This window comes from Lysinibacillus sp. FW12, from assembly GCF_050817245.1.
GTDB lineage: Bacteria > Bacillota > Bacilli > Bacillales_A > Planococcaceae > Lysinibacillus > Lysinibacillus irui.
In genome coordinates this window covers 4,229,325-4,253,961 of sequence record NZ_CP139094.1, presented here as the reverse complement: position 1 = coordinate 4,253,961, position 24,637 = coordinate 4,229,325, and the positions used below count along the sequence as shown (strand labels likewise).

General features: G+C 38.1%; 26 protein-coding genes, 1 riboswitch and 1 other annotated feature. Of the genes, 16 read left to right on the top strand and 10 right to left on the bottom strand.

What is annotated here, in order from left to right; genetic code table 11:
- The first annotated feature begins 229 nt into the window (after positions 1-229).
- Genes SJW71_RS21785 through SJW71_RS21775 form a run of 3 tightly spaced genes read left to right on the top strand, consistent with a single transcriptional unit; the run spans position 230 to position 4,581 of the window.
- Positions 230-1,642, top strand: coding sequence for an amino acid permease (locus tag SJW71_RS21785; protein WP_274795478.1), 1,413 nt, complete (start codon positions 230-232; stop codon positions 1,640-1,642).
- 23 nt (positions 1,643-1,665) lie between these two features.
- Positions 1,666-3,195: a CoA-acylating methylmalonate-semialdehyde dehydrogenase gene (locus SJW71_RS21780; RefSeq protein WP_274795479.1), complete on the top strand. Its 1,530-nt coding sequence runs from the start codon at positions 1,666-1,668 to the stop codon at positions 3,193-3,195.
- Positions 3,196-3,228: 33 nt separating this feature from the next.
- Entirely contained in the window at positions 3,229-4,581 is a 1,353-nt protein-coding gene (locus SJW71_RS21775) for an aspartate aminotransferase family protein (protein WP_431811536.1), read from the top strand.
- A gap of 158 nt (positions 4,582-4,739) precedes the next feature.
- Here the strand turns inward: SJW71_RS21775 and SJW71_RS21770 are convergent, their stop codons facing one another.
- Positions 4,740-5,915, bottom strand: coding sequence for an FtsW/RodA/SpoVE family cell cycle protein (locus SJW71_RS21770; protein WP_431811535.1), 1,176 nt, complete (start codon positions 5,913-5,915; stop codon positions 4,740-4,742).
- A gap of 232 nt (positions 5,916-6,147) precedes the next feature.
- Between SJW71_RS21770 and SJW71_RS21765 the strand changes: the two genes are divergently transcribed.
- Complete coding sequence (locus tag SJW71_RS21765) at positions 6,148-7,818, top strand: HAMP domain-containing methyl-accepting chemotaxis protein (RefSeq protein WP_407132714.1); 1,671 nt, start codon at positions 6,148-6,150, stop codon at positions 7,816-7,818.
- A gap of 336 nt (positions 7,819-8,154) precedes the next feature.
- Positions 8,155-9,108, top strand: coding sequence for an L-threonine 3-dehydrogenase (locus tag SJW71_RS21760; protein WP_274795483.1), 954 nt, complete (start codon positions 8,155-8,157; stop codon positions 9,106-9,108).
- 117 nt (positions 9,109-9,225) lie between these two features.
- On the opposite strand, the gene trpB is transcribed toward SJW71_RS21760, so the two are convergent.
- Together trpB and SJW71_RS21750 are read right to left on the bottom strand one after the other, a co-directional pair.
- A complete protein-coding gene (gene trpB / locus SJW71_RS21755) occupies positions 9,226-10,389 on the bottom strand; it encodes a tryptophan synthase subunit beta (protein ID WP_322611234.1) in 1,164 nt (387 codons plus the stop codon).
- A gap of 57 nt (positions 10,390-10,446) precedes the next feature.
- Positions 10,447-10,646: a binding site (T-box leader), on the bottom strand.
- A 67-nt stretch (positions 10,647-10,713) separates the two neighbouring features.
- Positions 10,714-11,196 carry a QueT transporter family protein gene (locus SJW71_RS21750; protein ID WP_431811534.1) on the bottom strand — a complete coding sequence of 161 codons (483 nt, stop codon included), beginning with the start codon at positions 11,194-11,196 and terminating at the stop codon, positions 10,714-10,716.
- 6 nt (positions 11,197-11,202) lie between these two features.
- Positions 11,203-11,247: riboswitch (PreQ1 riboswitch) on the bottom strand.
- A 320-nt stretch (positions 11,248-11,567) separates the two neighbouring features.
- On the opposite strand from SJW71_RS21750, the gene SJW71_RS21745 reads away from it, so the two are divergent.
- The 3 genes from SJW71_RS21745 (at position 11,568) to SJW71_RS21735 (ending at position 14,490) form a co-directional block, all read left to right on the top strand.
- On the top strand, positions 11,568-12,590 hold the full coding sequence (locus tag SJW71_RS21745) for an ABC transporter substrate-binding protein (RefSeq protein WP_322604814.1): 1,023 nt from the start codon (positions 11,568-11,570) through the stop codon (positions 12,588-12,590).
- Positions 12,591-12,674: 84 nt separating this feature from the next.
- On the top strand, positions 12,675-13,703 hold the full coding sequence (locus SJW71_RS21740) for an ABC transporter permease (RefSeq protein WP_322604813.1): 1,029 nt from the start codon (positions 12,675-12,677) through the stop codon (positions 13,701-13,703).
- Positions 13,696-14,490, top strand: coding sequence for an ABC transporter ATP-binding protein (locus SJW71_RS21735; protein WP_322611238.1), 795 nt, complete (start codon positions 13,696-13,698; stop codon positions 14,488-14,490). The genes SJW71_RS21740 and SJW71_RS21735 overlap by 8 nt, the downstream gene beginning before the upstream one ends.
- Before the next feature lie 106 nt (positions 14,491-14,596).
- On the opposite strand, the gene ilvA is transcribed toward SJW71_RS21735, so the two are convergent.
- The gene (ilvA, locus tag SJW71_RS21730; protein WP_322611239.1) at positions 14,597-15,859 is read right to left on the bottom strand and encodes a threonine ammonia-lyase IlvA; all 1,263 of its coding nucleotides are present in this window, start codon (positions 15,857-15,859) and stop codon (positions 14,597-14,599) included.
- A 201-nt stretch (positions 15,860-16,060) separates the two neighbouring features.
- Here ilvA and SJW71_RS21725 point away from each other — a divergent pair, with 201 nt between their 5' ends.
- Positions 16,061-16,804, top strand: coding sequence for a TerC family protein (locus SJW71_RS21725; protein WP_431811533.1), 744 nt, complete (start codon positions 16,061-16,063; stop codon positions 16,802-16,804).
- A 45-nt stretch (positions 16,805-16,849) separates the two neighbouring features.
- Here the strand turns inward: SJW71_RS21725 and bshB2 are convergent, their stop codons facing one another.
- The 3 genes from bshB2 to SJW71_RS21710 form a co-directional block, all read right to left on the bottom strand.
- Complete coding sequence (gene bshB2, locus SJW71_RS21720) at positions 16,850-17,539, bottom strand: bacillithiol biosynthesis deacetylase BshB2 (RefSeq protein ID WP_274795490.1); 690 nt, start codon at positions 17,537-17,539, stop codon at positions 16,850-16,852.
- A 13-nt stretch (positions 17,540-17,552) separates the two neighbouring features.
- Positions 17,553-17,903 carry a YojF family protein gene (locus tag SJW71_RS21715; RefSeq protein ID WP_274795491.1) on the bottom strand — a complete coding sequence of 117 codons (351 nt, stop codon included), beginning with the start codon at positions 17,901-17,903 and terminating at the stop codon, positions 17,553-17,555.
- A gap of 647 nt (positions 17,904-18,550) precedes the next feature.
- Positions 18,551-18,832 carry a hypothetical protein gene (locus SJW71_RS21710; RefSeq protein ID WP_274795492.1) on the bottom strand — a complete coding sequence of 94 codons (282 nt, stop codon included), beginning with the start codon at positions 18,830-18,832 and terminating at the stop codon, positions 18,551-18,553.
- Between the two features lie 153 nt (positions 18,833-18,985).
- On the opposite strand from SJW71_RS21710, the gene SJW71_RS21705 reads away from it, so the two are divergent.
- The gene (locus SJW71_RS21705) at positions 18,986-19,216 is read left to right on the top strand and encodes a hypothetical protein (protein ID WP_431811532.1); all 231 of its coding nucleotides are present in this window, start codon (positions 18,986-18,988) and stop codon (positions 19,214-19,216) included.
- 46 nt (positions 19,217-19,262) lie between these two features.
- Here SJW71_RS21705 and thiD read toward each other — a convergent pair whose 3' ends face one another.
- The gene (gene thiD, locus SJW71_RS21700) at positions 19,263-20,093 is read right to left on the bottom strand and encodes a bifunctional hydroxymethylpyrimidine kinase/phosphomethylpyrimidine kinase (RefSeq protein WP_322604810.1); all 831 of its coding nucleotides are present in this window, start codon (positions 20,091-20,093) and stop codon (positions 19,263-19,265) included.
- Between the two features lie 169 nt (positions 20,094-20,262).
- On the opposite strand from thiD, the gene SJW71_RS21695 reads away from it, so the two are divergent.
- The 5 genes from SJW71_RS21695 (at position 20,263) to SJW71_RS21675 (ending at position 23,203) form a co-directional block, all read left to right on the top strand.
- Positions 20,263-20,940, top strand: a complete 678-nt coding sequence (locus tag SJW71_RS21695) for a uracil-DNA glycosylase (RefSeq protein ID WP_274795495.1) — start codon at positions 20,263-20,265, stop codon at positions 20,938-20,940.
- Positions 20,941-21,015: 75 nt separating this feature from the next.
- Positions 21,016-21,192 (top strand): uracil-DNA glycosylase, encoded by a 177-nt coding sequence (locus tag SJW71_RS21690; RefSeq protein ID WP_274797261.1) that lies wholly within the window; start codon positions 21,016-21,018, stop codon positions 21,190-21,192.
- Positions 21,192-21,458: a YwdI family protein gene (locus SJW71_RS21685; protein WP_431811531.1), complete on the top strand. Its 267-nt coding sequence runs from the start codon at positions 21,192-21,194 to the stop codon at positions 21,456-21,458. The genes SJW71_RS21690 and SJW71_RS21685 overlap by 1 nt, the downstream gene beginning before the upstream one ends.
- 27 nt (positions 21,459-21,485) lie before the next feature.
- Positions 21,486-21,866: a DUF423 domain-containing protein gene (locus SJW71_RS21680; protein WP_274795497.1), complete on the top strand. Its 381-nt coding sequence runs from the start codon at positions 21,486-21,488 to the stop codon at positions 21,864-21,866.
- 152 nt (positions 21,867-22,018) lie between these two features.
- On the top strand, positions 22,019-23,203 hold the full coding sequence (locus SJW71_RS21675; protein ID WP_431811530.1) for a M20 family metallopeptidase: 1,185 nt from the start codon (positions 22,019-22,021) through the stop codon (positions 23,201-23,203).
- Between the two features lie 76 nt (positions 23,204-23,279).
- Here SJW71_RS21675 and gerQ read toward each other — a convergent pair whose 3' ends face one another.
- The gene (gene gerQ / locus SJW71_RS21670) at positions 23,280-23,615 is read right to left on the bottom strand and encodes a spore coat protein GerQ (protein ID WP_004227629.1); all 336 of its coding nucleotides are present in this window, start codon (positions 23,613-23,615) and stop codon (positions 23,280-23,282) included.
- A gap of 22 nt (positions 23,616-23,637) precedes the next feature.
- The gene (locus tag SJW71_RS21665; protein ID WP_274795499.1) at positions 23,638-24,063 is read right to left on the bottom strand and encodes a cell wall hydrolase; all 426 of its coding nucleotides are present in this window, start codon (positions 24,061-24,063) and stop codon (positions 23,638-23,640) included.
- A gap of 241 nt (positions 24,064-24,304) precedes the next feature.
- Here SJW71_RS21665 and SJW71_RS21660 point away from each other — a divergent pair, with 241 nt between their 5' ends.
- Positions 24,305-24,475, top strand: a complete 171-nt coding sequence (locus tag SJW71_RS21660; protein WP_197278966.1) for a hypothetical protein — start codon at positions 24,305-24,307, stop codon at positions 24,473-24,475.
- Positions 24,476-24,637: the final 162 nt, after the last annotated feature.

Here is a 24,637-nt window from a genome sequence, read left to right as displayed (position 1 = left end):
GCTCCTCCTTTTGACATGATTAAATTAAAATGATTTTCTATAAATTCTGTTTAATGTTGTGTATTTTCTTATAAAATAGCAATTATTTTATTTTAAGAATATTTAGTCTATTTTACATTATGTTTAAAACATATGTATAGAATTTTACAGTTTGTCTATTACTTCAACGTTATGAAACATGTAAGATTTTTGTAAGCGATCAAGTAATCTAATAAAAGAGGTGACAGATATGGAGCAACAAACGCATTTACAAAGAGGGTTAAAAAAGCGGCATATGACGATGATTGCTATTGCCGGAGTAATCGGTGCAGGACTGTTTATGGGAAGTGGCTCGGTTATTAATTTAGCTGGTCCTGGGGCAATTTTATCGTATATATTCGCAGGAATTATCGTTGTGTTAGTTATGCGTATGCTGGGTGAGATGGCGGCTGTCAATCCAACGAGTGGGTCGTTTGCACACTATGCACATGAAGCCATTGGTCCATGGGCAGGCTTTATGATTGGTTGGCTGTACTGGTTTTTCTGGGTTATTGCCATTGCATTAGAGGCAACAGCAGCGGCAGCAATTATTCAGTATTGGTATGATGGGATTCCTTTATGGCTATTAAGTCTGTTGTTAACCGTAGCACTTACTTTAACAAATGTTGTTTCTGTCAAAGCCTTTGGTGAATTTGAGTATTGGTTCTCTCTTATTAAGGTTGCAAGTATAGTAGTGTTCCTCGGTCTTGGAGCATTTATTATTTTTGGCATTGCACCAAACTTTAATGCAGTAGGTATGACCAATTTAGTTGGGCAGGGTGGTTTTTTACCAAATGGTTTTGGTGCTGTGTTAATGGGTGTTGTTATCGTCATTTTTTCTTTCATGGGAACAGAGATCGTAGCTATCGCTGCTGGAGAATCAGATGAACCTTTAGCGGCCGTAACGAAAGCAACCAATTCCATTACTTGGCGTATTTTAATTTTCTATGTAGGCTCTATAGCGGTTGTTGTGACACTTTTACCTTGGCATTCTTCAGATATTTTAACAAGTCCTTATGTAGCGGTTCTCGATTATATTGGGATTCCTGCTGCCGCACAAATCATGAATTTTGTTGTTTTAACAGCCGTGTTATCATGCTTAAATTCAGCGCTTTATGCAACTTCACGAATGGTATTTTCTCTAGCGGAGAAAGGGGAGGCCCCAAAAGCATTTTTAAAATTAAATAAAAAAGGTGCTCCTGTAAATGCCATTTTAGCAGCAACATTTTTCTCTTATATTGCAGTTATTATGAATTATGTTTCTCCAGATAAAGTTTTTATGTTTTTACTAAGTTCTTGTAGTGCTATAACGCTCATTCTTTATTTAATCATTGCCTTTTCACAATTAAAAATGCGACGGAAGATTGAACAGGAAAACCCGGAGCTATTAAAGGTGAAAATGTGGTTATTCCCTTATTTAACGTATTTCACAATACTAGCAACAACAGCTTTATTAATTGCGATGTTCTTTATAGAGTCTATGCGCTCGCAAATTTTATTCACATGTGTTGTCGTTGCAGTTGTGATGATTTTCTATATGCTTACGCAAAAGAAAAAGACAGTTAAACAAGCCGATGAATCAAGCTCTATTTTCAGCAAGGAAGAGTTTGATTTTGAACAATAATACGATGAAGGAGTGGTCTCATTATGACAGTTCAGCAAGAAATGAAAACGCTAACACATTTTATTAAAGGTGAAGAGGTAGCCGGTACAAGTGGTCGATTTACAGAAGTGTATAACCCATCCACAGGTGAGGTCATTGCAAGAGTACCTCTTGCTTCAAAAGATGAAGTAAAGCATGCTATTCAGCTTGCAAAAGAGGCCTTCCCAGCATGGAAAAAGACATCAATAGGTAAACGAGTAGAAGTGCTACATCGTTTCCGTCAATTGTTAGTAGAAAGACAGGATAAGCTAATCAATATGATTTGTCAGGAAAGTGGTAAAACAAGGGAAGATGCAAAAGGTGAGATTGTTCGTGGTATTGAATCAGTTGATATGGCAATCAGTGCACCCCAAATGCTAAAAGGGGAGTATTCCGTCAATGTAGGTGGAAATATTAATGCTTTTTCTGCCAAATCGCCACTCGGCGTAGTAGCAACCATTGCACCATTTAATTTCCCTGTTATGGTACCACTTGCTATTACAAGTATGGCAGTTGCTGTAGGGAATGCCGTTATATTAAAGCCGTCTGAGCGCGTTCCTATTTCTGCCTTATATTTAAGCCAATTATGGAAAGAGGCAGGACTTCCAGATGGTATTTGGACAGTGGTTAATGGAGATAAAGAGGCAGTCGATGAACTATTAGAAAACAAAGAGATACAAGCAATTTCATTTGTTGGCTCAACGCCTGTTGCTGAATATATCTATCAAACTGGAACAAAACACAATAAACGAGTTGCAGCATTTGGCGGTGGAAAGAATTTCATGATTGTTATGCCAGATGCCAACTTAGAACAAACAGCCAATGCCTTTTTAGGAGCCGCATATGGTGCAGCCTCTCAGCGCTGTATGGCTATTTCAGGTGCACTTGTTGTAGGTAAGGATACGGAACAACGTTTTACAGAAATATTGAAACATAAAATATCTCAACTTAAGGTAGGGCCATATACAGAGCAAGATGTCGACTTTGGCCCAGTCATTACTAAACAATCGAAGGAAACAATTATACGTTATATCGATGGGGCAGTCACTGAAGGAGCAAATCTTGTCATCGACGGTAGACATCCAAAAGTATGCGAAACGTCTAATGGTTTTTATCTTGGTCCAACACTACTGAACAATGTGACACCAGAAATGACGATCTTTAAAGAAGAGGTTTTTGGACCAGCGCGTATTGTAGTAGGTGTAGATACATTACAAGAAGCGATTGATCTCATAAATGACCATGAACTTGGTAATGGTGTAACCATGTTTACAAGCAGTGGAGCAGCAGCACGTAGATTCCAAGAAGAAATAGAAGTTGGCATGGTAGGGGTTAATGTACCAATACCAATTCCTGTTGGCTATCACAACTTTGGGGGATGGAAACGCTCTAAATTTGGTGAGGGGCATATGTTTGGACCAGATCAAGCGAGATTCTTTACAAAAGCAAAAACCATTTCTGAACGCTGGCCAGATGAAACTGAGGATACAACAAGTTCCTTTGCTTTCCCAAGCAATAACGACGCGAAAAGCTAATGCAGTGAAAATAATAAGGAGGGGTGTTTGGCTATGACGCAGACAAATCTTAAAAGTGATGTATTAACAAAGGATGAGCAATATGTATGGCATTCAATGAAACCGTACAATCCACAAGCCACATATGTAGTGGAGAAATCTGATGGTGCCAGAATTATTGATACAGATGGTGTGGAATATATTGATGCGATGGCTGGGCTATGGTGTGTCAATGTTGGCTATGGACGTAAAGAATTAGCCGATGCTGCACATGAGCAAATGATGAAAAATGCGTATGCTCCCTTATCCCAGGGGCATTTGCCAGCAGTCGAACTAGCCGAAAAGCTAAATGACATGCTTGGTGGAGATTACGTTATTTTCTTCTCTAATAGCGGTTCAGAGGCGAATGAAACAGCTTTTAAAATTGCTCGACAATACCACCAGCAAAAGGGACAAAGCTCTCGCTATAAAATTGTCTCTCGCTACCGTGCTTATCATGGGAACTCATTCGGTGCATTAGCGGCAACAGGGCAGGCGGAGCGCAAATATAAATATGAGCCACTATCACCTGGGTTTATCCATGTTGCACCACCTGATCAATATCGCGAGTATGAAAGTGATACTATTGCCCCATTAGATTTAGCGAGTGTAAAGGCTGTAGACAAAACGATGACATGGGAGCTAGGCGATACCATTGCCGCCATGATCTTAGAGCCCATTATTACAGGTGGCGGTGTTATTATGCCACCGGAAAACTATTTAAAAGGCATTGAGGCAGTATGTAAAAAACACGGTGCTTTAATGATTGTCGATGAAGTTATTTGTGGCTTCGGTCGTACAGGGAAGCCTTTTGGATTTATGAATTATGGAGTAAAGCCAGATATCATTACGATGGCTAAAGGAATTACAAGTGCCTACTTACCACTATCTGCTACTGCGGTAAAACGCGAAATTTATGAGGCGTTTACAGGTTCTGATGCATACGGCTATTTCCGCCATGTGAATACATTTGGCGGCTCCCCAGTGGCATGTGCAGTAGCATTGAAGAATATTGAAATTCTTGAACAAGAAGCATTGTTCGAGCGATCCAAAGAAGTGGGCGCTGCCACATTACAATCTTTACAACAAGAATTGCAGCATCATTCAAATGTTGGAGATGTGCGAGGAAAAGGCTTATTGATTGGGATTGAATTAGTTGTTGATAAAGTCTCGAAAGATCCTTTAGCGGTGGAAAAGGTGAATACTGTCATTGCGAAATGTAAAGAGCAAGGGGTCATCATTGGGAAAAATGGGGCAACCGTTGCAGGGTTTAATAATGTTTTAACATTATCTCCACCACTTAATATTTCAAAAGAAGATCTGGAACGCATACTTGAGGTTGTTGTGGATAGTATAAATCAGCTGTAAATAATTGCTGTCTCTTAAGTGAAGTTTAAGAGACAGCTTTTGTATTTTAAAGCATGACAAAGGCGAGACGGATAATCAATACAGATAGAATTACGCCTGTTATTAGCAATAATAAAAGAATTCGCTTTTTTAATGTAATATTCATAAGTTTCCATCTCCTAATCCTCTACCTTAAACATATAACCCTTATAAGATTTATGAATAATCATGACGATTCCCATAAGCATGAAATTCGATAACAATGAACTACCACCATAACTTAAAAATGGTAAGGTTACACCTGTGACAGGCAGGAGACCAATCGTCATACCAATATTTTGAGTAATTTGGAAGGCTAGTAAGCTGGAAATCCCTGCGCCCATTAAAGTCATAAAGGGGTCCTTCGCTTCTACTGTAATAAGAACAATACGGTAAATAACGAAAAATAGTAGGGCAATCACAAAGGCTCCACCCATAAAACCCAACTCCTCCGCTATGGCAGAAAATATAAAATCGGTGTGCTTTTCAGGTACATAGACATTGTTGTTGAGATAACCCTTGCCTGCTAATTCCCCAGATCCGATGGCTAAAAAGCCTTGGCGAACTTGAAAAGATGAATCTGTATATTCATAGGGCTGAAGCCATCCATAAATCCTAGAAACTTGGTGTCCTGACAAGGAACCTAAAATTTTCTCTGTAAAAAATTCGTTAAATCTGACATAGAGCACTAAGATAGTACTAATTATCACTAATGGGATGGCAGTAAAAATGACAAGAAGCTTTTTTTGAATACCTGAAAAGAAGATCATTGGTAAGTTCATTGCCATATACAACATTACCATTCCTGTATCGGGTTGTTTATAAACAAGAAGGGTAGGAGGAAGGACAATAAGCCCGATTTTTATGAGTAGCCATAGATCGGCTAGATAAGAGGGGCGTACATTTTTCTCTTGATGTGCAATAATGACCTTACTCACAACAATTAAAAAGGCGAACTTTAAAAATTCTGATGGCTGGAGAGAGCCTAAAAACGGTATTTGATACCAAGATTTAGCTTGATTGATGGTCCTAGCTATACTCTCTGGTGCAATGATTAGTCCAGCCGTTAATAGTACTATCAATCCATAAAATGGCCAGCCAATCCTTTTTAATTGTTCAATATCAAGTAGGGAAATTCCAAACATGATAAAAAAACCAATAAAATAAAATATAAATTGCTTAATAATGAAGGAACTAGAATATTGAGCGAAGTTGACACTACTAGAATGGACAAAAAGGCAGCTAATACCACCTAGCAGAAGAAGACTTACTATTAAACTAACGTCCAATCTCTTGAGTTGCGACAAATGTAACACCTCCATTCTCTATATACTATAAACGTTGGGAATGCATGGAAGGTTTCAGGAAGTGAATTGGTGTTAATTAGGATCAATAGTATGAAATAAAAAGTATATTAAATTACTTATATAGAACTATCGAATGGGCAAAAACTCTTAATTCTTCGCGTAATCTTTACAAAAACATAACACTGGCTTTATATCCTCATACTATTATTATTGGTAAGAGTTGGAGAAGGAGCCAAGGATCATGCATTTTTTTCGTTTCATAAAGGTGAAGGACAAGTTACTTGTACTCATGATTGTTTGTGTATTATCGAATGTATTGCTAGGTGTGTTTAGTGTAGATTATTTGAGGAAGATGTCGTGGCATGCAAGTGAGAGTTACACACAGGGACTTGTCCCAATTGGTTTGCTAAATGAGCTTGAAGAATCACAGCGTCAACTAGACTTTATAGTAGATTCTAAGGGTGATTATCAAGAAATGACTGTCGTTTTAAAAGACATGACTATGCCTGTTGAGCAACTAGATAGCCAGGAAATCGATAAAAAAATGAGTCATCAGATCAAAAAATATAAGGCTTTGTTCAAGGAGCAGGAAAATTTGATTGAGGACTATAAGCAATTGAACCAAGGAGAGCTAGAGCAGTTTTATTCGCAGACTTTTCTACCCATAAGTCAAGAAAGTCATACATTATTAGAAGAAACACAAAATTATTTAGTTGAAAGAGCTAAAGATCGACAAAAATCTTATCAGAAAGATGTGCAATTTGGATATTGGTTACTAGGGGGTGTATGTTTAACGGTTGTGATGCTTGTCATTCTGATCGGATTTATTGCAACCCAATCAGTCAATGTGCCAACGCGCCAATTAAAGTCATTATTAAAACGAGCAGAGCAAGGAGATTTCACTGCAAATGCTAGTTATGTGGCCAATGATGAGCTTGGTGAGGTAGTATTGTCGTACAATCAAATGACTACTGAGGTGAAGCGCTTACTCCATACTGTAACGGATAGTGCTTATGAAGTAGAGGAAATGACAGGTAAATTACAAGAATCCTCAGAGCAATCATCAACAACAACGTTAAAAATTGCAAAGGATGTACAATCTATTGCTGATTCAACGGCAGCTTCTACTAGCAAATTAGCTTCCAATACGGCTTCCTTAGAGGAAGTTTTACATGATGTACAGGTCATCTTAGAGAAAGTGCAGGTCGTGGAAAGCTTCGCACATCATACAGCACGAGATGCAGAAAGCGGAACAGAAATTGTACAGGCTAATTTAGCACAAATGAAGGCTATTAAGGAGGCTGTTGAAAAATCCAATACAGCGATCTTTAATTTGGTTGAGCGTGCATCATCGATTGATCAAATGATTGAGGTCATTGAAAAAATAACAGCACAAACCAACTTATTAGCGTTAAATGCATCTATCGAAGCTGCTAGAGCAGGAGAACATGGAAAGGGATTCGCGGTTGTTGCTAATGAGGTACGCAAGTTAGCAGAACAGACGGTCCAATCAACACAAACGATTACATCCATTGTCCAGAATATCCATTTAGATTCGAGCTATGCCGTACAAATGATGGAGGGCGTGTTGGTGGCAACTGAAAAAGGTGTTGCTGTAACAGGGCAAACTGCGTCAAGCTTCGATCAAATTTTAGAAAAAGTACATACTATTAAGCCTTATATGATGGAAGTAACTGCCACTGTTCAAGAGATTGCCAATCACACAAAGACAGTAAGTGAGGATGCTGTTATGTTAACAGCTTTATCGGATACGAATACCGTGTCTACTAAGCATGTTGCTACACTAACAGCAGACCAATTGGCAGCACAGGAACAATTCAATAATTATATTAAAGAATTGCGCAAAGTATCAAAAGTTTTGCAAATAGCTGTAAAACGTTTTTCGATATAATTTATTCTCAAAGAAAAATGTTGAAAGGGAATCTCCTATGAGAAAGGGGATTCTTTTTTTGTTTGTTTATAAAATAGAGTTAACAACAAAATGTGTATCCTTCAGATGTACAAATGTGTTTTATATATTTTTGTAGCACAATATTTTTTATGAGTTCATATACTGAAAGTAAGGGATTGTTTGTTCCTTTTAAGGAATATCGTTAATATAATTGTTGTATTTTCAAAACGAACACATTATAATGAATTTCATTGAAAGTGTTATTAAATCAATGTTTATCAATATATTTTTGTACTTTCCATAAGTACAATTGTTCACATGTGGAGGTTTTGAGAAATGAAAAAGATAATTGTTACTGGGGCACTTGGTCAAATAGGTTCTGAGCTTGTAGAAAAACTTCGTGGTATTTATGGAGAGGACAATATACTTGCTACAGATATTAGAAAGCTTGAACATACTAAGGGCCCATTTGAAATATTGGACGTGACAGATGGACAAAGAATGCATGATCTAGCAAAGGATTTCGGTGCAGATACGATGATGCATTTAGCGGCATTATTATCTGCTACTGCTGAAAGAAATCCATTGTTAGCTTGGAATTTAAATATGGGTGGATTAATGAATGCATTGGAAGTTTCACGAGAGTTAAATATGCAATTTTTCACGCCAAGCTCTATTGGAGCATTTGGCCCATCTACACCGAAGGAAGATACACCGCAGGATACTTTGCAACGACCAACGACAATGTATGGCGTTAATAAAGTAGCGGGTGAGTTACTATGTGATTATTATTTTAATCGTTTTGGCGTTGATACACGTGGTGTACGCTTCCCTGGATTAATTTCCTATGTAACACCTCCAGGTGGTGGTACGACTGATTATGCGGTAGAGATTTTCTATGAAGCGATCGAACAGGGCAAGTATACATCTTATATCCAAGAGGGTACGTTTATGGATATGATGTACATGCCAGATGCTTTACAAGCTATTGTAGATTTGATGGAGGCAGATGGTAATAAGCTAGTTCATCGTAATGCTTTTAATATTACAGCAATGAGCTTTGAACCGTCGCAAATTGCAGCTGAAATCAAGAAACACTTACCGAATTTCACAATGGACTATCAGGTGGACCCAGTGCGTCAGGCTATAGCAGATAGCTGGCCAAACTCTTTAAATATAGAAGCAGCCCAAAAAGAATGGGGCTTTAAAGCAGAGTATGATTTAGCTAAAATGACAGTTGATATGTTAGAAAAACTGAAAATTAAGCTGCATAAAAAGGCAATTTCATAATAGTGTAAGCTACAGTGTTTTAGAGGTAAATCCTAATGGCAAATAATATTACAGAAATTTACTAAAATAAAGTAAAAAGAGCGATGTCCCAAAAAGGGAGATCGCTCTTTTACAATACTATTTTGTTAACATATGGAAAACTTGTTCAACGTCTTTATCACCACGACCTGAGATATTAATAATAATGCTTTCCTCAGATGGTAAAGTTGGTGCTAATTTTAGAGCATATGCAACTGCATGTGAGCTTTCAAGGGCAGGAATAATACCTTCGACCTTTGAAAGTACTTGAAACGCCTCTAGAACTTCTTCGTTTGTAACAGTTACATACTCCGCACGGCCAATTGTTTTTAAATGACTATGTTCTGGACCTGCTCCAGGGTAATCTAGACCAGCTGCAATTGAATATGTTGGTAGGGGATTTCCTTCATCATCTTGTAACACTAAACATTTGAAGCCATGTAGCTCCCCAGGCGTCCCTTCGTTTAATGTAGCAGCTTGATCGGGTTCGATTCCAATAAGACGAACGCTTTCATCTGCAATATAATCAGCAAATGCTCCAATGGCATTACTACCACCGCCGACACAGGCAAGGACGGCTGTTGGAAGCTTTCCTTCCTTTGCTAAAATTTGCTCACGACTTTCACGGCTAATGACAGATTGAAAATGTTTAACCATTGAAGGGAAAGGATGTGGTCCAACTGCTGAGCCTAATAAATAGAATGTTGTTTCATAGTTTTCTACTAAATCAGCGAACGCTTCATCAACCGCATCTTTTAAGCGGCCTTGTCCTTTATCAACAGCTACTACTTTCGCACCAAGAAGCTCCATACGAAACACATTTAATGCCTGACGTTTTGTATCCTCCAAGCCCATATAAATGGTGCAATCCATTCCGAACATGGCACAAGCAGTTGCCGTTGCTACACCATGTTGTCCAGCGCCTGTTTCGGCAATAACGCGATTTGCTCCCATACGTTTAGCTAGTAAAATCTGGCCTAATACATTATTGATTTTATGTGAGCCTGTATGGTTAAGATCTTCACGTTTTAAATAAATTTTTGCGCCACCTAATTGCTTTGTTAAATTTTCTGCAAAGTAAAGAGGGGATTTACGTCCAACGTATTCACGGAAATAGTAATCCAATTCTTTCTTAAAGTCTTCATCGTCTTTAAACTTTTGGAAATTCTCGTCTAAAATAGTTAAGACATTTTGAAGCTCCTCTGGAACAAAGCTTCCTCCAAATTCACCAAAATAACCTTTTTTCTCTACTACTGTACTCATCTTTACTCGACTCCTCTATGCTAATTTTCCATAAAAAAAAGCCACTCCAATCCTCATAAAAAGGACGAGTAACCGTGGTGCCACCTTGATTCGCATTTTTGCGCGCTCTTCTACTCCGATAACGGGGAGTGGGTCGGCCTTACATTTGGATAAGGCTGCTCTGAAGTCCATTCACAAGTACATACTACTGGTTTGCACCTACCACCAGCTCTCTTGAAGTTACAGTGCTTGCTACTACTCTTCTTCCTTGCATTTATTAGAAAGAATTGTAGAATATTTTCAGAATAGTGTCAAGAAAAAAAGACGAATCCTTAGACTCGTCTGTTAAATCAAATTTTTAAAGTGAAGACGTTTATTTAGTCCATACATAATAGGTGCACCAACTGCTAACACAACAAACTCACCAGCAGCCACTGTTAGCCAAGTCCAGAAGAATGGAAGCTCTAAGGCTAAGTTTAGTTCAAAGGCAATGATAAACATAGTGCATGTAAATAAAAATGTATTAATAATTAAACGTGCCCACATATTTTTGACAAATTTACAGATTAAAATGAACAGTCCAAGTGTGATCATAGAATGACCAACACCAAACACTAAATCGTAAATGCCAAGTGGTGAAAAAAGATTGGAGATCAATACTCCAATAATGATCCCTACGGCAAAGCGTGGATTAAAGGCCACTAGATGGTTAAAAATCTCGGATACGCGGAACTGTACTTCTGTAAAACCAAATGGTGCAACAAGCATTGTCACAGCAATATATAAAGCTGCAATAATACCACTTGCTGCTAAAAATTTTATCTTCATATTCATTTCTCCTTAGTTTTTTTTCGTGGGATGGTTACGAACCACGGTGCTTTCACACAAGTAAACATTTTATTATAGATATCTAGTAGAAGTCAAATGTCAGACTTTGTCCACAATGACCTAGCGTCGCAAAATTGTCATAAATATTTTTTACTATGTTAAAAAAGAAAACGAATAACTAAAACAGCGTAGTTTAGCGGTTTAAAGCGCCAAATTGAATGATTAGCTAAAATATTTTGTTAAATTTAAAAGTCAGAACATTCATAATGTTGTTGACGAGGCTCAATAATAACGATAATATAGCGATACATTCACACTTTGTTTGGATAAAGTGCGATAGATATTTTAGTTATTAATCGGGGGGATTATTTGTGAAGGGCAATGTAAAAAAGCTGTCATTCCTTCTATTTGGATTAGTGTTACTTCTTGCTGCCTGTGGTAGTGGTGGTTCTAGTTCAACGGATTCAAAAGGGAATGAATCAAACAACGCAAGTGAGAGCGGAAATGCAGATGATAAAACATATAAAATCGGCATTACTCAAATTGTTGAACATCCATCTTTAAATGCAGCAACAGAAGGCTTTAAAAAGGCAATTGAAGATGCTGGATTAAAAGTTGAATATGATTCACAAATTGCACAAGGAGATAACAGTCTTAACACAACGATTGCTAACAATCTAGTGAGTGCAAACGTAGATTTAATTTTTGCTAACTCTACACCTTCTGCTCAAGCAGCTGCTACAGCTACAAGTGATATTCCAATCATCTTCACTTCTGTAACAGATGCTGTTGGTGCACAGTTAATCGAATCAATGGAGAAACCAGGAAAAAATGTTACAGGTACAATCGATTTACATCCTGAAACGATTTCTAAAACAGTAGCATTTCTAAAAGAGCTTGGCGCAAAGAATGTGGGTATGGTCTACAATGCTGGTGAGCAAAACTCTGTAGCACAAGTTTCAGAAGTGAAAAAAGTTATGGGTGAGCAGGGCTTAACGGTTGTAGAAGCTTCGGCATCCACTTCAGCAGATGTGAAACAAGCAACAGAATCGTTAATTGGTAAAGTAGATGCTTTCTATATTATTACTGATAACACAGTGGTTTCTGCGTTAGAATCTGTTATTGATGTTGCTAACACAAATAAATTACCACTTATCGTAGGAGAGCTAGACTCCGTTGCACGAGGCGGTTTAGCTGCTTATGGTTTCGAATATTTTGATATTGGCTATGAAGCTGGACAAATGGCTGTGAAAATTTTAAAAGGTGAAGCTACACCTGCTGATACACCAGCACAATATCCACAAAATCTAAAACTACTAATCAATAAAAAGGTAGCGGATGATTTAGAAATTGAAATTAAAGATTCTTGGGGTGCAGAACTTCTAGAAAAGTAAAACGAAGCGGGGGAGAACTATCCCCGCTTTATCTTCATTTATAAGCGGTATAAATAAAAAAGAGATTTAGGAGATGATTCAACGATGTTTTTAGCATTATTTGGCGCAGTGGAGCAAGGAATCATCTATGCAATTATGGCACTTGGTGTATATTTAACATTTCGGGTGTTAGATTTTCCGGATTTAACGGTTGATGGAAGCTTTGTAACAGGGGCGGCAACTGCAGCAACAATGGTCTTGCTTGGCTACCACCCAATCTTAGCGACTTTAGTGGCAATTGTTGCTGGATTTATTGCTGGATGTATGACAGGAATTCTCCACACGAAAGGGAAGATTAATCCGCTATTATCAGGGATATTAATGATGATTGCATTGTACTCAATAAACCTACGTATTATGGGGTTAACTGCAGAAAATACGATAGGTCGCCCGAATATTCCACTGCTAAATTCAGAAACGATATTTTCAAAGTTTCAAACATTTTGGAGTAATTTAGGGATCGATGATGCTCTTAATAACCTATTAAAAGGCATGGGATTTCAGCATGTACCAGGTACATGGAGTGTGCTGATTGTCGTATTAATCATCACGATTTTAATTAAATTATTAGCAGACTGGTTCTTAAAGACTGAGGTAGGGCTTGCTATTCGAGCAACTGGTGATAATAAACGAATGATTCGTAGCTTCTCAGCAAATACAGATACACTTATCATTCTAGGTCTAGGACTTTCTAATGCACTTGTCGCATTTTCTGGAGCTTTAATCGCACAATACTCGAAGTTCTCCGATGTTAGTATGGGGATTGGTATGATTGTTATCGGTCTTGCTTCTGTTATTATTGGTGAAGCCATTTTTGGTACAAAAACAATTATTCGTACTACTTTTGCAGTCATTGCTGGCGCGATCATTTATCGTATTATTCTAGCATTAGCTTTACGTGTAGATTTCCTTGATTCAGGAGATATGAAATTAATTACAGCAATCATCGTTATTTTGGCACTTGTCTTACCGCAATTTATCAACAAGACTAAGGAGCGCAAACGAAAGGCGAAACGTGCTGCAGAACTTAAACCAGTAAAAACTGTAGAGCGAGGGGGAAAAGGCCTTGCTTAAATTACATGGCATTAATAAGGTGTTTAATGAAGGAACACCAGATGAAAAAATTGCACTTGCAGAAATTAATCTTCACTTAAAACCAGGGGATTTTGTGACAATCATCGGTAGTAATGGAGCAGGGAAGTCTACGATGATGAATATGATTTCAGGAGCTTTAACACCTGATTTTGGGACAGTGTCCATCGATGGTAATGATGTGACGAATTTACCTGAATATAAACGCTCGCAATATATTGGTCGTGTGTTCCAAGATCCAATGGCAGGTACAGCACCTGCTATGACAATTGAAGAAAACGTCGCATTAGCATACTCAAGAAATAAGAGCAGAGGCTTACGTATCGGTGTAGATAAAAAGCGCCGTGAATTTTTCAAGGAATCATTAGAGATGCTTGGTTTAAATCTTGAAAATCGACTTTCCGCAAAAGTAGGCCTACTGTCAGGTGGGGAACGTCAAGCATTGTCATTATTAATGGCTACATTCACGAAACCGTCTATTTTATTGCTGGATGAGCATACAGCTGCACTTGATCCATCTCGTGCAGAGTTAATTACTCGGATTACAAAGTATCTAGTGGAAAAAGATAATTTAACGACATTAATGGTCACGCATAATATGCAACAAGCTTTAGATTTAGGGAATCGTCTTATAATGATGGATAAAGGGCAAATCATTTTAGAGGTTGGTGAAGATCGTAAACATGAATTAACCATCCCAGATTTAATGGCTGAATTTGAACGCATACGTGGTGAAAAAATGAATTCAGATCGTGCTTTATTAGGATAATTGGAACGCTAAAAGGAATCGAGAACTTTCACGCTCGATTCCTTTTGTTATTATCTTAAGTTGATGACCAAATCAATTCACCTGCTAAGCAGTGAGACTCTTTATTTTAAACTAGTAAGCCAAATAGTTGAATGTCATTGTTTACTTCTTTGTATTTGAAGCCAAACTCATTCATTCGCGCTAGCAACCCTTCATAATCAGCTCGATCGCCAAGTTCAATACCGACTAAGGCAGGACCACTTTCTTTATTGTTTTTCTTAGTATATTCAAACGTAGTGATGTCATCATTTGGTCCTAGCACACTAGTGAGGAATTGGCGTAGTGCGCCTGCACGTTGAGGGAAGCTGACAATGAAGTAGTAAAGCAACCCTTCATGAATAAGCGACTTTTCCTTAATCTCCTGCATTCGTCCAATATCATTATTACCACCACTAATAATGACAACGACTGACTTACCTTTAATTTCTTCCTTATAAAAATCAAGAGCTGCAACTGACAGTGCTCCAGCAGGCTCGGCAATAATCGCATGTTTATTATATAGATCTAAGATTGTTGTACAAACTTTGCCTTCAGGTACAAGTAGTATGTCGTCTAAATAGCGACGACAAACATCATATGTGTGATGACCGACGCATTTTACTGCAGCTCCATCGACGAATTTGTCAATCCAATCAAGAGCCACCGCACCACCTTCAGCAAAAGCAGCTTTCATACTGCCCGCTCCAGCTGGTTCGACACCAATAATTTTACTAGAAGGGGAGAGGTTTTTCACGTAGGCAGAAACGCCTGACATTAAGCCACCACCGCCTATACTACCAAATACGTAGTCGATTGGTTCCTCCATGTCATTCATAATTTCAACTGCTACAGTTCCTTGACCCGCAATAACATCGAAATCATCAAATGGATGAATGAAAATTTTACCGTGTTCCTCACAGTAACTTAACGCGCTTTCGGCAGAGTCATCAAATGTATCGCCTGCTAAAATAATCTCTACATATTCACGGCCAAACATGCGGACTTGATCTATTTTTTGCTTAGGTGTTGTTTGGGGCATAAAAATGCTAGCTTGAATTTTTAATTGTGCACAGGCGTAAGCTACACCTTGTGCATGATTTCCTGCACTTGCACAGACCACACCCGCATTGCGTGCTTCATCTTCAATTTTTTTAATTTTATAATAGGCACCACGAAGTTTGAATGAGCGTACATGCTGTAAATCTTCGCGTTTAAAATAAATATTTGCTCCGTATTTCTCGGATAAATAGTCGTTTTTTTGTAGTGGCGTATGCACAACTACATCTTTTAAAAAATGATGTGCAATTAAGACATTCTCTACTTGCACGGTTCTAGTATCAGCAACTTCCATAGTATTCATCCTCCGTTATACGTTTAAAACATTCATCTATAATAGCACACTTTTTTTGCTTTTTGTGATTAATTTTTAGTAAATTCTAAATTTTCCGTGTCTATTTTAAGATGTAAGCGTTTTATCAAATAAATACAACTCTCATAACAAAAATGGTCAAGCATATACTAGATTAGCTTAGGACAAGTGGGAGGGTAAGTGGTGGAGATCATTCAAGGAATTCTATCTACATATAGGCAATTTTTTGATTGGGCCATGTGGCAGGAAGTATTGACCGACCCTGTATCTTGGGGGCTAATTTCCTCATTAATTATAATAGAAGGATTGCTGTCAGCCGATAATGCACTAGTATTAGCAGTACTCGTTAAACATTTACCAGATAAACAACGTAAACGAGCGTTAATGTATGGGATGTTAGGTGCCTATTTTTTTAGATTTTTATTCATTGGTATAGGGGTATACCTTGTAGAGTTTTGGTTTATTAAAGTGTTAGGTGCTTTATATTTGGCTTGGCTCTGTGTGGCTCATTTTCTTCATATAGGGAATGAAGATAGTGTGAAAGAAGTAAAAAAATCAGGATGGATGGTACGTTTTTTTGGCACCTTTTGGGCAACGGTCATCTCTGTTGAACTAATGGACATTGCATTTTCAATCGATTCCATATTTGCTGCCTTTGCCGTATCAGATCAAGTGTGGGTGCTTTTAATTGGAGGAATGTTAGGAATATTAATGATGAGAACGATTGCAGGTGTTTTTTTAATCATTATCGAAAAAATTCCTGAGCTCGAAGCAACAGCCTTTATAATTATTGGGGTCATTGGCTTAAAAATGTTAGTGAGTGTTGTCGATATCCATATACCACATTATTTATTCTTCTTATTCTTAGTGGTTGCTTTTCTAATCACCATGGTTGTGCATATTTTGAATAAAGTAAGAGCTTCCTAATAAAAACGTTCTGTTCTCAAAGATAAAATGAGAACAGAACGTTTTTTATTTTACATATTTGTCAGGATCAACAATATAGAATTTTTCAACATTGAGCCAGCTCTCACTCATTGGTTCACCGTCATCAATGCGTTTTTCAGTTTCCTGCATCATCCAGCCCGTTTGTGATGCATGGGCTTGTAATGCTTTTAATTTGTCCATTCTCATTTCACGAATATCGTAGACAATATGCGGTTCACCATTTTTTTCAATCGTATCATTGGCAAAAGCGCATCCAAATACTTGTGGACGAGCAGCCTTTGGCATACGGCGTACAGCCTCTACAACAGCACGCGCTGTTGCTTCGTGGTCTGGATGGACTGCAAAACCAGGTAAGAATGTGAAAATTAAAGAAGGCATTAGCTCTTCAATTAGACCTTCCACTAATTTTACCATTTTCTCATCATCTTCAAATTCAATTGTTTTATCTCGCAAACCAAGCATACGTAAATCTTGAATACCCATTGCCTCTGCTGCTGCAACTAGCTCCTTACGGCGGATTTCAGGTAAGGACTCACGCGTTGCAAAGGGTGGATTACCTAAATTACGTCCCATTTCGCCTAATGTTAAACAGGCATATGTAACAGGTGTATTCATTTTCTTTGTATAGTAGGCGATTGTACCGGCAACTGAAAAAGCCTCATCATCTGGGTGAGGGTACACAATTAAAATATGACGTTGTGGTTGTAAATTCAAATAGTCGTCCCCCTTAGTAACTAAATGGCGTTTCACTAATTTCAAGTGCAATCGCCAATTTTCCAGAATAGTCTAGTCCAGCCATTAATAAACGGCCTAAATCATCTAATTCAAAATGTGTAATGCCTTGTGCATAAACCCAACCATGAGGTAATTTTAAACCAACACGATGCGGTGCATGATCTACCACTTTAGCAAGCTCATAATTAATCTTAGCATTGCGAATAAAAGCACCTGCATTAAAGAATTTTTCATCATAGTGTGCTGCATAAGAACCGTTTGTCGTCTCAAGATGAATATAAACGTCTTTGTTGGCGAAAGAATTCAGCAATTCTTGCAACGTCTCTACTTGTACTTCTTGCATCTTAACACTCCTCTCGATCATTTCTCCTTTTAGTATAGTAAAAAAAATTCGCAAAGGGAAATTGATTGCTTTGGTATTAAAAATTCATGATTTATTTACATTGAGCCTCGGAGTTATTGCTACTTACACTTTGTTTTGGAAGTAGATAAATAAACGCCAAGATTTTTTTAGACTGGCAAGTAAAATTTAGCGAGAATGATTAACTAAACAAACTCATACATGTCTCTAATAATTCTGAGACGTCTTCAAGGTAAATGAATCATCATCTCTTAATCTATGATAAATTTTTAAGCAATATTCTTGAAAAAATTATTGTAATGTATCAATATAGGGAGTGTGAAAATAAATATGTACAAAATGTGTCGTTTTGTATTGTATCCATCTTCACATCCTAATAGATATTGCAACCATGACTTCTTCCTAAATCGTGTGTGTAGACAGCTCCAGCTGTTAGAGGGAGTATTATTTCGGTAATAACGAACTCTATCTTGGTACAATAGATGACGTTCCTTTAACAGGTATACAGGTTGCTGTGAAAAAGGAAGAAAAATGAAGCTCATTATCATAGTATAGTAAAAAACCGCGATTCTCTTTTATGACGGAGAGTCGCGGTTTTTTATTGAGTTTTTGTGTAGGCTATGTATTCGTTAGTATCGATTAAGCTTGCGCTCTATCGCATCTAAACGATTGTTCATATTTTGTAGCTGCTTATACATTTGCCTCATATAAAGATTTTGATCTTGGGTTTCAGTTGTCTTGGCCTGTGCTAATTCTTCCTCCTCCTGCAGAGCTAATATGGTGGCAAGGGTGGATAATGAGTAACCAAGTGTTAATATAATGGAAGAAATTACTTCAACTTTTGAAGAGGTGATTTCTCCTGCTAGTAATCCTGATTCTTCCGTTACGTCCTCTATCTTGTTTTTTTTCATCTTTTCCCCTCCCATACAGCTAATATATGGGATACGAAGTCCTAACGTATCTTGTCCCATTTTAACTTTAGCTGATACGTAAACAATAAAGAATCGTTTAAAGATTGTAATATTCTGAAAATTAAATAAAACTTGAAAACAGGGGAAAGAAAGGTGGCAGTGACTGCATTATTAACCTCTGTAGCATTAGATGACAATAAAAAACCTGCGTTAGTTCCCCGTGTTATCCCCGAAACGGTGGAGGAAACGAGGTTGCATGAAACTGCTTCAGAGCGAGCAAAGGCACGTGCTGAGCGTAAAAAGGAAAGTAAGGCTTTAGCCCAATTTATTTCAATAAATGACCCATGGGATTATAGGCTTGAGATGATGGAGAAATATCTGTAAAGAAAAGGGATGTCTCAAATAACTTTTGAGGCCATCCCTTTCTTAATTAAACTTCAGTTACTGTTACTTGTGGAGCACCATAACGGGATTTTGCTCCGTGCATGACAGGACCAACATAGTCATTTAGAGCCCAGCCATGTGCGATGGCAGCTGATACAAATTCTTTTGCCTCAATAACAGCATCTTTAATAGAAAGACCGTTGGCAAGGTTTGCCGTTACAGAAGCAGCAAATGTACAGCCTGCACCATGGTTATTAGTCGAAGCAACTTTCTCGGATTCTAATAGGAAGAATGTTTCTCCATCGAAGAATAGGTCTGTTGCTTTTTCTGTTGCTAGTGCTTTTCCACCTTTGATGACAACAGCTTTTGCACCTAGTTCATGGATTTTTCGTGCTGCTGTTTTCATTTCATCTATTGTTTTGGGTGTACCTGTCCCAGCTAATTGTCCAGCCTCGAAAAGATTAGGTGTTGTGACTGCTGCTAATGGTAAAAGATGTTGTATCATAGCATCTGTGTTACCAGGGTTCAGGACTTCATCTTCTCCCTTACATACCATCACAGGATCGATAACTACATTTGTTGTGCCTGATTTTGCGATAGCCTCACCAGCAATACGAATGATTTCTTCAGTTGATAACATACCTGTTTTAATGGCATCAATACCTGTAGAAAGAGCTGTGTCAATTTGCTTTTGTAAAAGCTCTGTTGGGAGTGGAGTAACATGATGTGTCCAGCCGTTCGGATCCATTGTTACGACAACTGTTAAAGCTACCATACCATATGTACCGTGCTCTTGAAATGTTTTTAGGTCGGCTTGCATCCCAGCTCCGCCTGATGTATCTGAACCAGCAATTGTTAATGTTTTTTTTAGAGTCATGTAAAAGATCTCCTTTATCGTAATTAAATTTACCATTTAGTATAGTCTGAATCTGATTCTATAAAAATAGCCAGAATATGATATTTATATAAGGTCAGTTTGAAATGACGCTTGAATTCAAGATTAATTTTTTGTACCGTTGTAAGAAGAGAAAGGGGCTTAATGGACGATGAAACAAGTATTCCCGAATGATTGGCAAGAAATACTCGCTAAAGAGATGGAAAAACCATACTATCAACAACTACGCCAATTTATAGCAAATGAATATTCCACACAAACTATTTATCCACCAATGGATGATGTAATGAATGCATTTTATACAACAGCTTACCATGATGTAAAGGTAGTGATTTTAGGACAAGATCCTTATCATGGTCCAAATCAAGCACATGGCTTAAGCTTTTCAGTTAAGCCAGGTATTCCGCATCCACCTAGCTTACGAAACATGTTTCAAGAGCTACAAGATGATATTGGCTGTCCTATTCCTAAAAATGGAACATTAACAAAATGGGCAGAGCAAGGTGTCATGCTTTTAAATACGGTTCTTACGGTGCGAGCGGGACAGGCACATTCTCATAAAGATCAAGGGTGGGAGCAATTTACCGATGCTGTAATTGATCAATTGGCAGCTAGGGAAGAACCACTTATTTTTGTGCTTTGGGGTAAACCAGCACAGCGAAAAAAACAGCTGATACGAAAATATAAAACACCTCATGCCATCCTCGAGGCGCCACATCCGAGCCCTCTAAGTGCATACCGAGGATTTTTTGGAAGTAAACCATATTCAACAATTAACCAGCAATTAGAGGAGTGGGGCAAGCAACCCATTGATTGGTGTTTAGCATAGATTGGCACAAATCGTTTGCTTTATACCCTCTACAAATCATGATACAGTTATTATAGAAGAAAGTGAGGGACGATGATGAAGGTGAATTGTTTTAAGTGTCAGTTCTTTAAAGTAACCTGGGACCCACAAACCCCACGAGCTTGTGCAGCATATGGCTTTAAAACAAAGCAAATACCATCCGTTGTCGTTAAACAATCCTCAGGTATGGATTGTTTGAAATTTGTACCAAAAGTAGAAAGTGGGAGAATGTAATGATTCCTTATCAAGCCGTTATACAACAACTTGAAAAACAATTATCTGGTGCAAAAAATGCAGGGAATGATCAACAAATTCGCGAAGCTCTTATAGCCATTCGAGCATTATGTGATGTGGTGTTAGATTCTCCAAGTGATACCGCATCAATCACACCTCCTGAGCATTTACCACAAATGCTTGTGGCAGAGTCAAAACCATCAACTTTATATACTTCAAAGATTGAAGAAGATGGAGCAAATGGTGATTCCATTTTTGATTTTTAATCCATTTTAAAGGTAGGGTAACGAGAAATGAAAAGATTTATCGTGTCAGGTGCTCTTCACGGCCTATTAGCAGTGGCATTTGGTGCATTCGGTGCACATGCGTTAAAGGAAGTTTTAGATGAATATAGTCGAGGTATTTGGGAAACCGCAGTCCAATATCAAATGTTTCATGCTACGGGCTTGCTAGTTATTGGCCTACTAATGAGCTCTAAACTATTTGGTGAAGTGAAACAATTAAATGTGGCAGGTATTTTCTTTAACCTTGGGATTGTTTTCTTTTCAGGTAGCTTATATGTATTAGCAATAAGTGGTATAAAAGTGTTGGGTGCCATTACACCGATTGGTGGCGTCCTATTTTTAATAGGATGGTTACTCATTATCTTATCTGCTCTAAAACATGCTCGCTAATGAATTATGTCTCTCTTGCACTATGTGTAGGAGAGTTTTCTTTGTTATAAACAATTACTCTCAATGTAAATCGTATTCATTTAACAAGTTATTATAGTACACTACTATTACTTGTAATATTTTGAAAATATAAAAAGTGAGGTTGTGGAAGCATGGAAAAGCTATTTACATTCATAGATCGTTATTATGATGAGATGGTAGGAATTCGTCGGCACTTACACGAATACCCTGAATTATCCTTTGAGGAAGAGAAGACGCCAGCTTATATAGCTGCTTTTCATAGAGAATTGGGCCATGAGGTTCGTGAAGGTGTAGGGGGGCGTGGTGTAGTAGCCATATTACACGGTAATAAACCTGGCAAAACAGTAGCATTGCGAGCTGATTTTGACGCTTTAGCTATACAAGAGGAAAATGATGTACCCTATAAATCTAAAGTACCTGGAATAATGCATGCTTGTGGGCATGATGGTCATACAGCCACATTGCTCGGGTTAGCTAAGGCACTTAATGCGATGAAGGACGACATAGCAGGCAATGTAGTTTTTATTCATCAGCATGCTGAAGAAGTGGCACCAGGTGGAGCAAAGCCAATGATAGAGGACGGATGTTTAGATGGGGTAGATGTTATTTTTGGTACACATCTATGGGCACCTACACCATTAGGAGAAATTTTAGTGAAAGATGGCGCAATTATGGCTGCCGCTGATAAAGTAGAAATTGCGATCCAAGGAAAGGGTGGTCATGGTGCAGAGCCACATCACTCCATTGATGCTGTAACCCTTGCCTCACAATTTGTCATCAATGCTCAACAGCTTGTTTCAAGACGTATTGATCCATTAAAATCAGCTGTGTTAACAATCGGTCATTTCGAAGCAATTAATCCGTTTAATGTTATTGCTGACCGAGTGGTACTGGCGGGAACAATTCGTACATTTGAAGAAGAGGTACGGACACAAATGGAGCGAGAGCTAGAAGCAGTATTGAATGCAACTTGCCTTGCATTCGGGGCAAGCTATGAGTATCGCTACTCAAGAGGCTATCCACCTGTTTATAATCATCAGAAAGAAACCGATTTCGTGACTGAGCTAGCTTCAACTGTACCAGGTGTAGCGCACGTAAGAACATGTCCACCGTTTATGGTTGGGGAGGATTTTGCTTATTATTTAGAAAAAGTACCAGGTACATTCTTCTTCACCGGTGCTAAAAAGCCAGAGTGGGAAACGGCCTATCCTCATCATCATGCCCGCTTTGATTTTGATGAACGTGCCATGCTGATTGCTGCAAAAACTTTAGGTAAAGCAACATTAGCGTATTTGAAAGGAAATGAAATCGAGTAAACGATAAAAAATCCGCATACGCTCATTGACCATTTGTCAGTGAGCGTATTGCGGATTTTTACACTAGAAAATACAATTATGGATTCTGATTAAAATAAGCCATTTCTTCATCATACTCAGCGAAATCAAAATAAATCATAGGGAATAGGAAACGATGATTGGATTTAAGTTCACGGATAATGACATGATCCCGTCCAGCGGCTTCCACTACACCACGCACAGTTTTTGTGTTTTTTCCCTGTTCTACTGCATGCTCAAAAGAAAAATGGAAGGTAGCTGGTTTTCCTCGATTCAATCTTAAAATATTTTCTATATAGGACTCTTCGCGACCAGGTGGTCTTCCGCTTGGAAGTGTCACTGGAGGAGGAGTCATTTGTTGTTGCGTTGTTGGTGTCCAATAATAAGGCATCATCAATTATCGACCTACTTTCTTTTTAAATTTGAGGACAATCTTGTTCAGTTGGCGAGAAAAAGCAATGAGATTTGAATCTGCCAGTATTCCACTGGCCATACCATTGTGCAGGACATTCACCTGCAGGCATGAAAAACCATAAGGAGCGGGTCGCTGGATGAAATCGTTCGCCTTGAATCACCCGTTTTGCTAACCGAATATCTTGATCACGTGCTCGTTGATAAAAATAACTTTTTTGAGTCGCTTCAAAGCCTCCTGGACGTTGATAAACCATCTGCTCAATTGTTCGAATATCACCAAAGTCTAAACAATCACCCCTTACACGATTAACACCAACATTCCCAACCATTAACATGCCTAGCTCTCCTTCACCTTCTGCTTCGGCACGCATAAGTCTTGCTAGTAGGGCTGTTTGTGCATCATTCGTCTTGATAACAGCGATTTTCATACCTCCTCGCAGACAGTATATGCACGAGGGTATTGTAGACATGTTCAATTTTGATAAGAAAGACAATCACACATCAAAGTTAGTATGCATATAGTAGTAATAACGACAAATGCCCATAAATTAATTGATAATCCTACAAGTTCCATAGTTTTTTAGATAAAACGGGTAAATAGAAAAAGATAGAAATAGGGGAACGTGAAATGAATTGCATGTGTATTCCATACATGTGAGGTGATGGGTAATGGAAATTGGGGTTTGGTTCGGGATTTTATTAAGTGCAGTATTAGCCTTTCTACTAGGAGAGTTTTATGGACAGCCACTCCATTGGTACCTCTTTATATTAATTATTGTGATTGGCTTTTTTATTCAAACGGTTATTTTAATTTTAAAGGTAAAGGATGAAAGCTCTTAAGGAAGTATGTGGAGGTTAAAATCTACTGGATAAGAAAGTGTCATCGTAGAGGGATGGCGCTTTTTTATCTTGGATCTGGCGAAGCGTTATAAGAATATATCCTCAAAAAAGATGAATCTTGCCTAGACGTAAAACTTTTACGTAGCAAGTATAGTAACTATT